General features: G+C 48.2%; 8 protein-coding genes, 2 tRNA genes and 3 rRNA genes. All 13 read right to left on the bottom strand.

Annotated features, from left to right (window positions below; genetic code table 11):
- Nucleotides 1–1,015: 1,015 nt before the first annotated feature.
- Nucleotides 1,016–1,131 (bottom strand): 5S ribosomal RNA (rrf, locus tag OF158_RS00065).
- A 132-nt stretch (nt 1,132–1,263) separates the two neighbouring features.
- Nucleotides 1,264–4,196: ribosomal RNA gene (locus tag OF158_RS00060) — 23S ribosomal RNA — on the bottom strand.
- Between the two features lie 89 nt (nt 4,197–4,285).
- Nucleotides 4,286–4,358, bottom strand: a tRNA-Ala gene (locus OF158_RS00055).
- 13 nt (nt 4,359–4,371) lie between these two features.
- A tRNA-Ile gene (locus tag OF158_RS00050) sits at nt 4,372–4,448 on the bottom strand.
- 102 nt (nt 4,449–4,550) lie between these two features.
- Nucleotides 4,551–6,104 (bottom strand): 16S ribosomal RNA (locus tag OF158_RS00045).
- The 16S, 23S and 5S rRNA genes sit together here with 2 tRNA genes alongside, the layout of an rRNA operon.
- 435 nt (nt 6,105–6,539) lie before the next feature.
- Entirely contained in the window at nt 6,540–7,610 is a 1,071-nt protein-coding gene (locus OF158_RS00040; protein WP_035183048.1) for an HD-GYP domain-containing protein, read from the bottom strand.
- A gap of 87 nt (nt 7,611–7,697) precedes the next feature.
- Entirely contained in the window at nt 7,698–10,172 is a 2,475-nt protein-coding gene (gene gyrA / locus OF158_RS00035) for a DNA gyrase subunit A (RefSeq protein WP_035183052.1), read from the bottom strand.
- 19 nt (nt 10,173–10,191) lie between these two features.
- Nucleotides 10,192–12,117 carry a DNA topoisomerase (ATP-hydrolyzing) subunit B gene (gene gyrB, locus OF158_RS00030; protein ID WP_035183056.1) on the bottom strand — a complete coding sequence of 642 codons (1,926 nt, stop codon included), beginning with the start codon at nt 12,115–12,117 and terminating at the stop codon, nt 10,192–10,194.
- A 220-nt stretch (nt 12,118–12,337) separates the two neighbouring features.
- Complete coding sequence (remB, locus tag OF158_RS00025) at nt 12,338–12,616, bottom strand: extracellular matrix regulator RemB (RefSeq protein ID WP_014096599.1); 279 nt, start codon at nt 12,614–12,616, stop codon at nt 12,338–12,340.
- A gap of 9 nt (nt 12,617–12,625) precedes the next feature.
- Nucleotides 12,626–13,738: a DNA replication/repair protein RecF gene (recF, locus tag OF158_RS00020; protein WP_035183060.1), complete on the bottom strand. Its 1,113-nt coding sequence runs from the start codon at nt 13,736–13,738 to the stop codon at nt 12,626–12,628.
- 33 nt (nt 13,739–13,771) lie between these two features.
- Entirely contained in the window at nt 13,772–13,990 is a 219-nt protein-coding gene (gene yaaA, locus OF158_RS00015) for a S4 domain-containing protein YaaA (protein WP_014096601.1), read from the bottom strand.
- 150 nt (nt 13,991–14,140) lie between these two features.
- Complete coding sequence (dnaN, locus tag OF158_RS00010) at nt 14,141–15,286, bottom strand: DNA polymerase III subunit beta (protein WP_035183064.1); 1,146 nt, start codon at nt 15,284–15,286, stop codon at nt 14,141–14,143.
- Between the two features lie 199 nt (nt 15,287–15,485).
- Nucleotides 15,486–16,835, bottom strand: coding sequence for a chromosomal replication initiator protein DnaA (gene dnaA, locus OF158_RS00005; protein WP_014096603.1), 1,350 nt, complete (start codon nt 16,833–16,835; stop codon nt 15,486–15,488).
- Nucleotides 16,836–16,843 lie beyond the last annotated feature (8 nt).

Raw genomic sequence — 16,843 nt, 5'->3', positions numbered from 1 at the left:
TCGTTCAGCAAACCTTAACGAAGACGGGCTTTATGTGAAGGAAGAGACTCGTTTTTGTTTGCTTCCTTGACGTAGACGGGCTTTATGTGAAGGAAGGCCGTCTTTTTTGCTTGCTTTCTTAACATAGACGCGCTCTATGTGAAGGAGGGCCCTCAATTTTCCGCGCTTCCTTAACGTAGACGCGCCCTATGTTAAGGAAGACCTTTGTTTTTGTTTGATTCCTTAACATAGACGCGCTCTAGGTAAAGAAAGACCGCCTTTTTTCCGCGCTTCCTTAATGTAGATGCGCCCTATGTTAAGGAAGACCTTTGTTTTTGCTTGCTTCCTTAACGTAGACGCGCTCTAGGTAAAGAAAGACCGCCTTTTTTCCGCGCTTCCTTAATGTAGATGCGCCCTATGTTAAGGAAGACCTTTGTTTTTGCTTGCTTCCTTAACGTAGACGCGCTCTAGGTAAAGAAAGACCGCCTTTTTTCCGCGCTTCCTTAACGTAGATGCGCTCTAAGTGAAGGAAGATCTTCGTTTTTGTTTGCTTCCTTAACGTAGACGCGCTCTAGGTAAAGAAAGACCTTCGTTTTTCCGCGCTTTCTTAACGTAGACACACTCTATGTGAAGGAAGACCTTCGTTTTTGTTTGCTTCCTTAACATAGAGGGGCTCTATGTAAAGAAAGGCCTTCGTTTTTCGACGCTTCCTTAACGTAGACGGGCTCTATGTTCAATTTACTTTTTGCACTTTTTGAGATGTTTTCTTAATTCCTTTCGTTACTCTAAAAATTCCCGTTCCTGTACGTAATATCATATCCATGGGAAACCTCTCTCTAGATGTTCATTTCAAGGTGTACATTTAGATAATAGAGTGTCTTCCCATTTTTTCACTTATCTGCCCCTCCGAGTAAAATTTTACATATACTCGGCATTTATCTTCCCTTATCGTTGGGCTACGTCCTTCATACGATTGAAGCGAGGATGGTAAAAGAAATAAAAAAACCACAGACCATTTGTCTGCGGTTCTCTTTTGGCCCGGCAACGTCCTACTCTCGCAGGGGGAAACCCCCAACTACCATCGGCGCTGGAAAGCTTAACTTCCGTGTTCGGGATGGGAACGGGTGTGACCTTTCCGCCATCATCACCGGACCTGTATAATTTTTGGGATGTGTTCCCTGAAAACCGGATGGGAGAAAAAACTGTAAACGGAGAACGCGTTTCTAACTTTGAGAATTGTCTAGCTCCAGTGCACCTTTTTCAAGGCGCCCTTCGCTTTTCTATTTGGTTAAGTCCTCGATCGATTAGTATCCGTCAGCTCCACGCGTCGCCGCGCTTCCACCCCGGACCTATCAACCTGATCATCTTTCAGGGATCTTACCAGTATAAACTGTGGGAAATCTCATCTTGAGGGGGGCTTCATGCTTAGATGCTTTCAGCACTTATCCCTTCCGCACATAGCTACCCAGCGATGCCTTTGGCAAGACAACTGGTACACCAGCGGTGCGTCCATCCCGGTCCTCTCGTACTAAGGACAGCTCCTCTCAAATTTCCTGCGCCCGCGACGGATAGGGACCGAACTGTCTCACGACGTTCTGAACCCAGCTCGCGTACCGCTTTAATGGGCGAACAGCCCAACCCTTGGGACCGACTACAGCCCCAGGATGCGATGAGCCGACATCGAGGTGCCAAACCTCCCCGTCGATGTGGACTCTTGGGGGAGATCAGCCTGTTATCCCCAGGGTAGCTTTTATCCGTTGAGCGATGGCCCTTCCATGCGGAACCACCGGATCACTAAGCCCGACTTTCGTCCCTGCTCGACTTGTAAGTCTCGCAGTCAAGCTCCCTTATGCCTTTACACTCTGCGAATGATTTCCAACCATTCTGAGGGAACCTTTGGGCGCCTCCGTTACCTTTTAGGAGGCGACCGCCCCAGTCAAACTGCCTGCCTGACACTGTCTCCCACCCCGGTAAGGGGTGCGGGTTAGAATTTCAATACAGCCAGGGTAGTATCCCACCGATGCCTCCGCCGAAGCTGGCGCTCCGGTTTCCAAGGCTCCTACCTATCCTGTACAAGCTGTACCAAAATTCAATATCAGGCTGCAGTAAAGCTCCATGGGGTCTTTCCGTCCTGTCGCGGGTAACCTGCATCTTCACAGGTACTATAATTTCACCGAGTCTCTCGTTGAGACAGTGCCCAGATCGTTACACCTTTCGTGCGGGTCAGAACTTACCTGACAAGGAATTTCGCTACCTTAGGACCGTTATAGTTACGGCCGCCGTTTACTGGGGCTTCAGTTCAGAGCTTCGCCTTACGGCTAACCCCTCTCCTTAACCTTCCAGCACCGGGCAGGTGTCAGCCCCTATACTTCGCCTTGCGGCTTCGCAGAGACCTGTGTTTTTGCTAAACAGTCGCCTGGGCCTATTCACTGCGGCTTCCCGGGGCATACACCCCAAAAAGCACCCCTTCTCCCGAAGTTACGGGGTCATTTTGCCGAGTTCCTTAACGAGAGTTCTCTCGCTCACCTTAGGATTCTCTCCTCGCCTACCTGTGTCGGTTTGCGGTACGGGCGCCTTTCACCTCACTAGAGGCTTTTCTTGGCAGTGTGGAATCAGGAACTTCGGTACTAAAATTTCCCTCGCCATCACAGCTCCGCCTTGGCGCGAAGGATTTGCCTCCGCACCGGCCTAACTGCTTGGACGCGATCAACCAGTGTCGCGCTTGCCCTATCCTCCTGCGTCCCCCCATCGTTCAAACGGTGAAGAGGCGGTACAGGAATATCAACCTGTTGTCCATCGCCTACGCCTTTCGGCCTCGGCTTAGGCCCCGACTAACCCTGAGCGGACGAGCCTTCCTCAGGAAACCTCAGGCATTCGGTGGAAGGGATTCTCACCCTTCTTTCGCTACTCATACCGGCATTCTCACTTCTAAGCGCTCCACCGGTCCTTCCGGTCCGGCTTCAACGCCCTTAGAACGCTCTCCTACCACGGACACCAAACGGTGTCCATCCGCAGCTTCGGTGATACGTTTAGCCCCGGTACATTTTCGGCGCAGCGTCACTCGACCAGTGAGCTATTACGCACTCTTTAAATGATGGCTGCTTCTAAGCCAACATCCTGGTTGTCTAAGCAACGCCACATCCTTTTCCACTTAACGTATACTTTGGGACCTTAGCTGGCGGTCCGGGCTGTTTCCCTTTCGACCATGGATCTTATCACTCACAGTCTGACTCCCAAGCATAAGTTTTTGGCATTCGGAGTTTGTCTGAATTCGGTAACCCGATGAGGGCCCCTCGTCCAAACAGTGCTCTACCTCCAAAACTCTTCGCTTGAGGCTAGCCCTAAAGCTATTTCGGAGAGAACCAGCTATCTCCAAGTTCGATTGGAATTTCTCCGCTACCCACACCTCATCCCCGCACTTTTCAACGTGCGTGGGTTCGGGCCTCCAGCAAGTGTTACCTTGCCTTCACCCTGGACATGGGTAGATCACCTGGTTTCGGGTCTGCGGCCTCATACTCTTTCGCCCTGTTCAGACTCGCTTTCGCTGCGGCTCCGCTTCTTCAGCTTAACCTTGCATGAGACCGTAACTCGCCGGTTCATTCTACAAAAGGCACGCCATCACCCGTTAACGGGCTCTGACTACTTGTAGGCACACGGTTTCAGGATCTCTTTCACTCCCCTCCCGGGGTGCTTTTCACCTTTCCCTCACGGTACTGGTTCACTATCGGTCACTAGGGAGTATTTAGCCTTGGGAGATGGTCCTCCCGGATTCCGGCGGGATTCCTCGTGTCCCGCCGTACTCAGGATCCACTCGGGAGAGAACGAAGTGTCAGTTACAGGGCTTTTACCTTCTCCGGCAGGCCTTTCCAGGCCGCTTCACTTAACCTGTTCTTTTGTAACTCCCATATGAGTGTCCTACAACCCCGGAAGGCAAGCCTTCCGGTTTGGGCTGTTTCCTGTTCGCTCGCCGCTACTTGGGAAATCGCAATTGCTTTCTCTTCCTCCGGGTACTGAGATGTTTCAGTTCCCCGGGTGTGCCCTTCCTGCCCTATGGATTCAGGCAGGAATCCTGTCCGATTAAAGACAGGGGGTTTCCCCATTCGGAAATCTCCGGATCAAAGCTTACGTACAGCTCCCCGGAGCATATCGGTGTTTGTACCGTCCTTCATCGGCTCCTAGTGCCAAGGCATTCACCGTGCGCCCTTTCTAACTTAACCATAAAAAGGTTTAAATCCAAAAATAAGCGATTCTCGGTTTACTTGGTTTGTTTCTCCTATCCGGTTTTCAAAGAACACATTTATAAAGGTGGAGCCTAGCGGGATCGAACCGCTGACCTCCTGCGTGCAAAGCAGGCGCTCTCCCAGCTGAGCTAAGGCCCCGATCATTAAGGAATGGTGGGCCTGAATGGACTTGAACCATCGACCTCACGCTTATCAGGCGTGCGCTCTAACCAGCTGAGCTACAGGCCCTTAATGAAAGGAAATATAAGGAAGGATTGAACCTTCAAAACTGAACAAAACGGAAACATCAAACTTAATTTTGGAAAACGAAGTTTTCCTTAATTTCCTTAGAAAGGAGGTGATCCAGCCGCACCTTCCGATACGGCTACCTTGTTACGACTTCACCCCAATCATCTGTCCCACCTTCGGCGGCTGGCTCCGTAAAGGTTACCTCACCGACTTCGGGTGTTACAAACTCTCGTGGTGTGACGGGCGGTGTGTACAAGGCCCGGGAACGTATTCACCGCGGCATGCTGATCCGCGATTACTAGCGATTCCGGCTTCATGCAGGCGGGTTGCAGCCTGCAATCCGAACTGGGAATGGTTTTCTGGGATTGGCTTAACCTCGCGGTCTCGCAGCCCTTTGTACCATCCATTGTAGCACGTGTGTAGCCCAGGTCATAAGGGGCATGATGATTTGACGTCATCCCCACCTTCCTCCGGTTTGTCACCGGCAGTCACCTTAGAGTGCCCAACTCAATGCTGGCAACTAAGGTCAAGGGTTGCGCTCGTTGCGGGACTTAACCCAACATCTCACGACACGAGCTGACGACAACCATGCACCACCTGTCACTCTGTCCCCCGAAGGGGAAGGCCCTGTCTCCAGGGAGGTCAGAGGATGTCAAGACCTGGTAAGGTTCTTCGCGTTGCTTCGAATTAAACCACATGCTCCACCGCTTGTGCGGGCCCCCGTCAATTCCTTTGAGTTTCAGCCTTGCGGCCGTACTCCCCAGGCGGAGTGCTTAATGCGTTAGCTGCAGCACTAAAGGGCGGAAACCCTCTAACACTTAGCACTCATCGTTTACGGCGTGGACTACCAGGGTATCTAATCCTGTTTGCTCCCCACGCTTTCGCGCCTCAGCGTCAGTTACAGACCAGAGAGCCGCCTTCGCCACTGGTGTTCCTCCACATCTCTACGCATTTCACCGCTACACGTGGAATTCCACTCTCCTCTTCTGCACTCAAGCCTCCCAGTTTCCAATGACCGCTTGCGGTTGAGCCGCAAGATTTCACATCAGACTTAAGAAACCGCCTGCGCGCGCTTTACGCCCAATAATTCCGGACAACGCTTGCCACCTACGTATTACCGCGGCTGCTGGCACGTAGTTAGCCGTGGCTTTCTGGCCGGGTACCGTCAAGGCACCGCCCTGTTCGAACGGCACTTGTTCTTCCCCGGCAACAGAGTTTTACGACCCGAAGGCCTTCTTCACTCACGCGGCGTTGCTCCGTCAGACTTTCGTCCATTGCGGAAGATTCCCTACTGCTGCCTCCCGTAGGAGTTTGGGCCGTGTCTCAGTCCCAATGTGGCCGATCACCCTCTCAGGTCGGCTACGCATCGTTGCCTTGGTGAGCCGTTACCCCACCAACTAGCTAATGCGCCGCGGGCCCATCTGTAAGTGACAGCAAAAGCCGTCTTTCCTTTTTCCTCCATGCGGAGGAAAAAACTATCCGGTATTAGCCCCGGTTTCCCGGCGTTATCCCGATCTTACAGGCAGGTTGCCCACGTGTTACTCACCCGTCCGCCGCTAACCTTTTAAAAGCAAGCTTTTAAAAGGTCCGCACGACTTGCATGTATTAGGCACGCCGCCAGCGTTCGTCCTGAGCCAGGATCAAACTCTCAGTAAAGATGTTTGATAAAAGCTCAAAAAGAATTTGACGTTTCGTTTTGTCCAGTTTTCAAGGAACAATCACATCTTGTGACGACTTTTATATCATAACATATCCGGCAGCTTGTGTCAACAAAAAAAGCAAATCAACAAGCAACCATAAAAAGCACAATTTCTATTATACTCGTTATGCAGTAAATTGCAAGTACTTTTTTCGGTTCGCGCAACAAAATCCTATACAATGCACATAATCTAAATAAATTGAACTTAAGGTTTTTACGTAAAATCAATTATGCTCCGGATAGATATTGTTTCTGGCAATACATAAAGTAATAAATTTATCTCTCCTGAAGGCTTCCGCTGGTACGACAATAAATACGGCATCGGTGTCTAAGGGTTATCCAAACAAAATATAATAAGGCTTCTATTTTGGCCGGTTTCTGCTTTTCAAACCTCACCGGATTAATTCTGTAATAAACAAATCAGGCCGGCTTTCCAAATCCACCATTTCATTGCTGCTTAAAATTTTTACAAGCGGTTTAATGGGAGCGGACGGTTTCATGTAAAGCACTTCTGCTTCTTCATTGTTGGATAAAAAGACCTTTGATCCAATCGTTAAATGGGCAACAAGGCTAATTAATGCATGGATCACAGCAATATCGAACTCTCCGAAGTGATCCTCCAGCAGCTCTTCAATGGCCTGAAACGGGATTTTCTTCTTTTTATAAATATGGTCGCATACGATGGCATGGTATACATCCGCAACGGCAACAATTCTTGACAGGATCGGAATTCTGTCCGGTTTTTCACCAAATGGATAGCCGCTTTTGTCAAGACGTTCATGATGCTGTAAAATTGCGAGTTTCGTTTCGGATTTCAAAAGGGGCGAGTGCTGGACCATTTTTAGCCCGTATACAGGATGGTTCCTGATTTCTTCGTATTCTTCTTCTGTTAAGGAGGCTGATTTTCTCAGCAAAGGCGCAGGGATTTTTGCCATGCCGGCATCTGCGAGGCAGCCCGCCAATGCAGCCTGATAGCAAGTTCCCTTCCCGAGTTGCAGTTTTTGGGCGATTGCGCCGCTTAACAGTCCGACCGAGACGGCATGATGATAGATGTATTCCTCTTTTGTTGCATATTGATGAATAATGCGGATTTTCCCGGGATCCTGTTCGATCAATTCAAAAAGCGGAATAAAAAAATCCCTCACTTCCCCTACACTGACTTTGGAACCGGACTGCCAGCTTTGAAACATTTTCTTGTAACTGCCAACCGCAGCCGTGTACTGCTCCCGGAATGCTTCTGGCACTGTTGCCGTTTCCTGACTTTCTTCCCTCGTGCTCTCTTTCGTCTCTTTACGGCTATTGGAACGGCCCACATCCACTTCTTCTATCCCGAATGCTTTCAAAACATGAATCATTTTCTGCGTTAAAAGGGTTCCTTTTGGCATAATGGGGTGAGCCGTTTTCCCCATAACATCCTCAGCCAAACAATAGCCGGGGACGAGATCGACTACTTTTATCTTCAAGTTTTTCTCCCTCCGTCAACAAGCAACTGTGCTGCCCATATTTTATCAAAAAAAAGAAGCATTGTGTGCAATGCTTCCCGAGATTTCTTATTCCTCTCCGGTTTCTTCCACCGGATCAGCATGATTTTCTTCTTCATCTTTTTCCACTTTTGCGACTGTGGCAACATATTCTTCGTCACCAAGACGGATCAGTTTGACGCCCATTGTATTTCTGCCGAGCACCGAAATATCCCCGACAGCCATCCGGATCAGCACGCCGCCCGCTGTAATGAGCATGACATCTTCTTCTCCCGTTACCGTCTTCACAGCAATAAGCGGGCCGTTCTTGCTTGTGATATTGCAGGTTTTCAAACCTTTTCCGCCCCGGCTCTGGATGCGGTACTCGCTTCCCTTTGTCCGTTTTCCATAGCCGTTTTTGGTCACAATAAGCACATCATCGTTTTCTTCCAGAATCTCCATGCCGACCACTTCATCATCGCCGCTTAAGGTAATGCCTTTTACCCCTGTTGCCGACCTTCCCATTGAACGGACATCCGTTTCGGGAAATCTGATCAGCATGCCGTTCTTCGTACCGATAATGATTTCTTTATGGCCGTCCGTCAGTTTTACGGAAATCAGCTCATCTTCTTCTTTCAGATGAATGGCAATCAGGCCGTTCGTCCGGATATTGGCAAATTCAGTTACAGGCGTGCGTTTTGAAATGCCTTTTTTTGTGGTAAAAAATAAAAACCAGTCTTCTACGAAATCTTCCACACGGATCATCGTATTGATCCATTCATCCCTGTCAATTTCAAGCAGGTTGACAATCGGAATGCCTTTTGCCGTTCTGCCGTATTCCGGGATTTCGTATCCTTTCTTCTTATAGACTTTTCCTTTATTTGTGAAGAAAAGGATCGTATCATGTGTTGATGTCGTTAAGAGATGTTCAACAAAATCGTCTTCATTCGTGCCCATCCCCTGCACGCCGCGGCCGCCGCGTTTCTGACTCCGGTACGTCGAAATCGGCAGGCGTTTGATATAGCCGTTATGGGTCAGGGTGATGGCGATGCTTTCCTGCGGGATCAAATCCTCGTCCTCAATCTGGTCAACGCTTGCTGCAATTATTTCCGTGCGCCGTTCATCATTAAACCGTTCTTTAATTTCGAGCAGCTCTTCACGGATGATTTCAAGCACTTTTTCTTCGTCTGCCAAAACGGCTTTCAGTTCTGCAATCAGTTGGATCAAACCCTGGTATTCTTCTTCAATTTTTTCGCGTTCCAGTCCGGTCAAACGTTGCAGCCGCATATCGAGAATTGCCTGTGCCTGCTTTTCGGACAGGGAAAATTGCTCCATTAAGCCGTTGCGGGCAATATCCGTTGTTTGCGAGGAACGGATCAGCTGGATAATCGCATCAATATGGTCGAGTGCAATGCGCAGACCTTCCAAAATATGGGCGCGCGCTTCCGCTTTTTTCAGTTCAAAAGCCGTTCTGCGGCGGATCACTTCTTCCTGATGGTCAAGGTAAAACTTAAGCGCCTGTTTTAAATTCAGCACTTTTGGCTGGCCTGCAACAAGTGCCAGCAGGTTGATGCCGAATGTCGTCTGCATGGCGGTATGCTTGTACAAATTGTTCAAAATCACATTCGCATTTGCATCACGGCGGACTTCAATCACCATCCGCATGCCGTTGCGGTCGGACTCGTCACGCAGATCGGTAATGCCATCGATCCGCTTTTCATGCACGAGTTCTGCAATCCGTTCGATCAATTTGGCTTTGTTGACCTGGTAAGGCAGTTCGGTCACAATGATGGATTCTTTGCCATTTGATTTTTGTTCAATTTCCACCTTTGCCCGGAGTGTGATAGAGCCTCTTCCCGTTTCATAAGCACGGCGGATGCCGCTTCTTCCGACAATTAAACCGGCCGTAGGGAAATCCGGCCCGGGGATATATTCCATCAATTCCTGAATCGTAATATCCGGGTCTTTGCTTAAAGCAAGAATCGCGTCGATGACTTCACCGAGCTGATGCGGCGGAATGTTCGTTGCCATGCCGACCGCAATCCCGGAGGAACCGTTCACCAACAGATTCGGAAAACGGGATGGCAGGACAGCCGGCTCTTTTTCCGAACCATCGTAGTTGTCCTGAAAATCAATCGTATCTTTGTTAATATCGCGCAGCAGTTCAAGGGAAATTTTTGACATGCGCGCTTCCGTGTAACGCATGGCAGCAGCCGGGTCGCCGTCAACAGACCCGAAGTTGCCGTGCCCGTCAACCAGCATATAGCGGTAGCTAAAATCCTGCGCCATCCGCACCATGGTTTCATACACGGCCGAATCGCCGTGCGGGTGGTATTTCCCGATGACTTCCCCGACGATACGCGCCGATTTTTTATACGCTTTATCAGGGGTCATCCCGAGATCGTGCATCGCATATAAAATTCTCCGGTGCACAGGCTTTAATCCGTCCCGTACATCCGGAATAGCCCGGGATACGATGACGCTCATCGCATAGTCAAGAAAAGATGTGCGCATCTCCTGGGTTAAGTTTACTTCCACAATTTTCGATTCAGGTGTGTCAGCCATTTATGCAACCTCCTTTTCTTTAAATGTCCAGGTTTTTCACGTAAATGGCATTTTCTTCGATAAAATTCCGCCGCGGTTCCACTTTATCGCCCATCAGCATTTCAAATGTGCCGTCCGCTTCAATCGCATCGTCAAGGCTCACTTGCAGCATCGTCCGGTTGGCAGGTTCCATCGTCGTCTCCCAAAGCTGTTCCGGGTTCATTTCGCCGAGACCTTTATAACGCTGGATAGCGGGCTTCGGCTGGGCGGGTAGCGTATTAAGCAATTCCTCAAGACCGCGGTCGCTGTATACATATTCGACCCTTTTTCCCTGCTGCACTTTATAAAGCGGCGGCTGGGCGATATAGATATAGCCTGCATCGATTAATGGACGCATATAGCGGTAGAAAAACGTTAATAATAACGTGCGGATATGGGCACCGTCGACATCCGCATCCGTCATAATCACGACTTTATGATAACGCGCCTTCGAGATGTCAAAATCTTCTCCGACACCTGTGCCAAGCGCGGTAATAATGGTCCGGATTTCCGCATTTGACAAAATTTTATCCAAACGCGCTTTCTCTACGTTTAAAATTTTCCCTCTTAAAGGCAGGATCGCCTGAAACATCCGGTCCCTTCCCTGCTTGGCAGAACCGCCGGCCGAGTCTCCTTCGACAATGTAGAGCTCGCTCTCAGCCGGGTCGCGTGATGTGCAGTCTGCAAGTTTGCCCGGTAGGCTTGTCGATTCGAGCGCGCTTTTTCTCCGTGTCAGTTCGCGCGCTTTTTTCGCAGCCATCCTTGCCCGGGCAGCCATCAGCCCTTTTTCGACAATTTTCCGCGCCACTTGAGGATTTTCCATCATAAACTTCTCAAACGTCTCGGAAAATACCGCATCTGTAATCGTTCTTGCTTCTGTATTTCCAAGCTTCGTTTTCGTTTGTCCTTCAAACTGCGGATCCGGGTGTTTGATGGAAACAATCGCAGTGAGGCCTTCCCGGACATCTTCGCCCGTTAAATTGGCTTCATTTTCTTTGATCAGATTGTTTTTCCGGGCATAATCATTGATGACGCGCGTTAAAGCCGTTTTAAAACCGGACTCATGTGTGCCGCCTTCGTAGGTGTGAATATTATTGGCAAAAGAATAGATATTGCTGGCAAACCCGTCATTGTATTGAAGGGATACTTCAACGGTTATGCCGTCTTTTTCGCCTTCTACATAAATCGGTTCCTTATGGAGCACTTCTTTCGAGCGGTTCAAATGCTCCACGTACGATTTGATCCCGCCTTCGTAATGGTATTCTTGTTTGCGCGGATTTTTTTCGCGTTTGTCCTCAATGGTGATTTTGATCCCTTTATTTAAAAAGGCAAGTTCACGGAGCCGGGTTGTAAGAATATCAAAGTCGAACTCGGTCGTTTCCGTAAAAATTTCCGGATCCGGCTTGAAGTGAGTCGTTGTGCCGGTACGATCCGTTTCGCCAATGATTTTTAAGTCAAAGGCAGGTTTGCCGCGGCGGTATTTTTGGTAGTAAATATGCCCGTCGCGGTGGACATAGACATCGAGCTCTGTAGACAGGGCATTCACAACAGACGCACCAACCCCGTGCAGACCGCCGGACACCTTATATCCGCCACCGCCAAATTTCCCGCCGGCGTGCAAAATGGTCATGATGACTTCAACGGCAGGCCTGCCCACTTTTTCCTGGATGCCGACCGGGATGCCGCGTCCGTTGTCCTTCACGGTAATGCTGTTGTCTTTTTCAATAAAAACATTGATTTCATCGCAAAAACCGGCCAGTGCCTCGTCAATGCTGTTGTCGACAATTTCCCAGACAAGATGGTGAAGACCTCTCGCACTTGTCGAGCCAATATACATCCCCGGACGTTTGCGCACCGCTTCCAGCCCTTCAAGAACCTGGATTTGCTCGGCATCATAAGACTGCTTCTGTAATTGTTCTTGTTCCAATTATACCACCTGCACTCTCTTAAATTGAACCGCTCACGATGGATGTTGCGGGATTTGCGGATACTTTAGCACCTACTGGTTATCCCGGCAGATTGCACCCGCCACTTTTTGCGGTTAGCCGGAAACAGACGTGCCAAAAAACACGCCTTGCATAAAGCCGGTTCAACCTGTAACGGGTGTTACAAGCAAGCACCGGTTGAGTAAGCAACATTCTCTTATGTTAAACCGGTTTTCCGGTAAAATGTTCGGTTATAAACCCGGCCGGAGAAAGGCCGATTGCCCGTTTGAACAGAATGCCGGGGGAAAAAGGCGATAAATAGACCGCATTTTGGGTAATCACGGCCGATTTAAAGCTGCCCTTTGCCAAATTGACTGTGGCTTTTTTGAAAGCCTGCAAATAAGCTTTGTTGATCCCGGAGCTATTGAGCGATCTCTCGTCCATAATAGCGATAATGTCATCACTTCGAATCATGACATCTTCTGCGAGATGGAGATACATAGGCACACCTCACCTGACAATTTGTCCTGCCTTCACTGTATACATGGATGCCTCCCGTAACGTTTGATGATCAACCCCATCCACGCTTGTCGTTGTCACAAATGTCTGCACCCTTCCCTGAATCGCATTCAGCAGATGGGACTGGCGGTAGTCATCCAGCTCCGACAGTACGTCATCCAGTAGCAGGATCGGATATTCCCGGATTTCCGAATAAATCAGTTCAATTTCAGCCAACTTAACAGATAATGCGGCTGTCCGCTGCTGCCCCTGCGATCCGAATGTATGGACATCTCTGCCGTTCACGACAAAAGCCAAATCATCGCGATGCGGGCCGGCCATCGTCACGCCCCTGTCAATTTCCCGCTCCCTTATTTCAGCAAATTTATTTTCGTATGATTTTATCATTTTTGACCAATTGAGCTCTTCTGATACATTCACAGAGGGTTTATATTGGATCTCAAGTTGTTCCAAGCCGCGGGAAATCGAATGGTGGATCGGGCGTGCCCATTCTTCGAGCATCCGCACAAATTCAAACCGCCGCATGACAATTTTAGCGGCTTGTTCAATCAACTGTTCGGTTAAAATATCGAGCATCGTCTGGTCTGTCTGTTTTTTCATTTGCAGCTGCTTCAAATAATGGTTCCGTTGCTGCAATATTTTTTGAAACCGGCTCATATCATACAGATAAACCGGCGAAATTTGCCCGATCTCCATATCGATAAAGCGGCGCCTGACCTGCGGGCTCCCCTTTACAAGATTCAAGTCTTCGGGCGCAAACATGACCACATTCATATTGCCGATATACCGGCTTAGTTTTTTTTGCTCAATATGATTGTACTTTGCTTTTTTGCCTTTTTTGGAGATGGTCAATTCAAGGGGGACAGAACCATGCGTTTTGTGAAGTCTCCCTTTTATTTTAGCATATTCTGCGTCCCAGCGGATGAGTTCTTTATCATTTGACGTCCGGTGGGATTTCGCCAATGCCAAAACATAAATGGCTTCCATCAGGTTGGTTTTTCCCTGGGCGTTTTCCCCGAGGATCACATTGACTTTGTTTTCAAACGGAATGGTTAATGTTTCATAGTTGCGGTAATTGTGAAGTTCCAGTTCCTGCAGGTACATATGCCAACATCCTTTATGCGGAAAAAGCGCCGGTCAACCGCGGATAATTTGAAACATACCGATTCCGCCAATTTCAACCCGGTCCGCCTCTTTCAGTTTCCGCCCTCTTCTTTGCTCCGGTTCTCCATTGACGAGCACTTCATGTTCGGTTAAAAACCATTTTGCCATTCCGCCGCTTTGAATGATATCCGCAAATTTTAAAAATTGGCCAAGCGTAATGGTATCTGTTGAGATTTTTACATTTTTTGCCATTTCTTCACTCTTTTCATGTACTCACTAACATATTATTTTACTAAAAATCAGGCAGAAACACAAAGCATAACAAGGAATTCCCGTTGCCGCCCGCTATTTTTCTCATGCAACGGAGATGAAAAAAGCCTGTTTTTCAACAGGCATTTTTCATCAATACGTCCTTACCGGCAAAATCAGCTGCAATGTCGTATCATCATTTACCGGCCGGATGATAAATGGCCTCATCGCACCGGTAAAACGGATGGTGATTTCCGTTCCCTCGAGCGCTCTTAACGCGTCCATCATATATTTGGAACTAAACGAGATTTTTAATTCTTCCCCTTCAATGGATTTACAGTTTACCCTGTCCGTCACTTTCCCGATTTCCGGCGAATTGGATGTGATTTCAATCGTGCCCGGGATATCCGTAACGGATGAAAGTTTCACGACATTTGCGTTTTGCCCCTCTTTTGCGAGTAACGATGCCCTGTCAATGGCTTGCAGAAACTCTTTTGTATTCACAACGATTTCCGTTTTTCCATCTGTCGGGATCAGCCGTGATGTATCCGGGTAATTTCCTTCCAGCAGACGAGAGAAAAACAATAAATGCTTTGCTTTAAATAAAACCTGATTATCCGTTATGACAATTCCCACCGGTTCATTCGAATCCGGCAAAATTTTATTCAACTCATTTAAACTTTTCCCCGGAATTACAATATTATACTCGGCATCTGCGGCCGTTTCGATTTCCGCTGTCCTTTGCGCCAGGCGGTGGCTGTCTGTTGCAATACAGTTCAACCTGCTGCCTTTAATGCTCCAGTTTACACCTGTCAAGATCGGGCGGGTTTCCGCGGTGGAAACGGCAAATACCGTTTGCCGGATCAGATTTTTTAAAATATCTGCCGGAATTCGGATCACTTTGTCTTCCGTAATTTGCGGCAAATGCGGGTACTCTTCCGCATCAAGCCCGTTTAAATTAAAGTTGGATTTGCCTGAACGGATGATGGTCTGGAATTGATTGGCCACTTCTATCTCCACAATATCCATTGGCAGCTTTTTGACCAGTTCCCCAAAAATTTTTGCCTGCAGCACAATGCCGCCTGTTTGCTGAATGACAGCAATTTCATCCCCGTCTTCTTCTTTTGGCACAAATGACTCAATTGAAATATCGGAATCACTGCCTGTAAACGTGATCCCTTCTTCTGAAGCGGTAATTTTAATGCCGGTTAAAATCGGAATCGTGGTTCTGGACGTAATGGCTTTTGACACATCTTGGACACTTTCGATTAGGCGGTTCCGCAAAATAGAAAATTTCATGGTTATTCCTCCATCGTGTGACGCATATACTTATACTTAATCTTTTTTTAAAAAACAGTAGTACTAGTAATAGGGGTTGTGAACATGTGGATAACGTTGCCGGTGCAATGAAATACAGTCTATCCACATGTGGACAGACTGTTCATACATTATCCGTTGTTATGCACAATATGCTCTAGCCCGCTTTTTGAACCGTGGGCTACCCATTTTTCAGCAAATTTTGCAGTTCTTCAATTTTCTTTTGAAATTGCGCATCCGTTTGAATCAAATTGGCAATTTTCTCATGGGCATGGATCACGGTTGTATGATCTCTCCCGCCGAACTCCTCCCCGATTTTCGGCAGCGAAAAATCCGTCAGTTCCCTTGATAAATACATGGCAATCTGGCGCGGAAATGCAACGGATTTCGTGCGCTTTTTCGCTTTAAAATCTTCCATTTTCACATGGTATTCTTCCCCGACAACTTTTTGAATGTCCTCGATCGTAATCGTTTTTGGCTTGGCGCTTGGGATGATATCTTTCAGTGCTTCTGCGGCAAGGTCGGCATTGATATCCTTATTGATCAGCGAAGAATAGGCGACAACACGGATCAATGCGCCTTCCAGTTCACGGATGTTCGTGTCAATTTGATTCGCGATGTAAAGCATCACTTCGTTCGGAATATCCAAACCGTCCGCTTTCGCCTTTTTTCGCAAAATGGCGATGCGCGTCTCAAGGTCAGGCGGTGTGATGTCTGTGATTAATCCCCACTCAAACCGCGAACGCAGCCTTTCTTCAAGCGTCGGGATTTCTTTCGGGGGCCGGTCGCTTGAAATGACGATTTGCTTGCTCTCCTCATGCAGCGCATTAAATGTATGGAAAAATTCTTCCTGCGTGGATTCTTTTCCGGCGAGAAACTGAATATCATCTATCAGAAGGATATCCACATTCCGGTATTTGTTCCGGAATTCGCCTCCTTTATTGTCCCGGATGGAATTGATGAATTCATTCGTGAATTTTTCAGAAGACAAATACACCACTTTGGCTTTTGGATTATGCTCTAGTACATAGTGGCCGATCGCATGCATTAAATGCGTTTTTCCAAGGCCCACCCCGCCGTATATGAACAACGGGTTATAGGCTTTTGCCGGCGCTTCGGCAACGGCAAGGGAAGCAGCGTGTGCAAAACGGTTACCGGAACCAATGACAAAGGTATCGAATGTATACTTTGGAATCAACATACTCTGATAGTCGCGGGTATCATTCAATTTTTCCGCTGATTTTTTCGGGGACGGGAACAGTTCCGGTTCATCACTGTCCTGCTGTTGCGGAATAACGAATTTAATTTCAAGCTCTTCTCCGGTTATGTCGTACAAGACCGTTGTGATGAGCGGAATATAATGGCCCTCCAGCCAATCCCTGGCAAATTCATTCGGCACGGAAATGACAAACGTATCGTTTTTGAGCGAGTATGCCTTCGTCGATTTCAGCCAGGTGTCAAAGCTGGGTTTACTGATCTTTTTTTCAATCACGGACAATGCTTTTTCCCAAAGATCAGCGATATTTTCCAACGCCAATC

This window comes from Weizmannia sp. WK01 (assembly GCF_025905465.1).
Classification (GTDB): Bacteria; Bacillota; Bacilli; order Bacillales; family Bacillaceae_C; genus Weizmannia; species Weizmannia faecalis.
The sequence above is the reverse complement of the archived record's forward strand: the minus strand, read 5'-3'. Positions and strand labels throughout refer to the sequence as shown.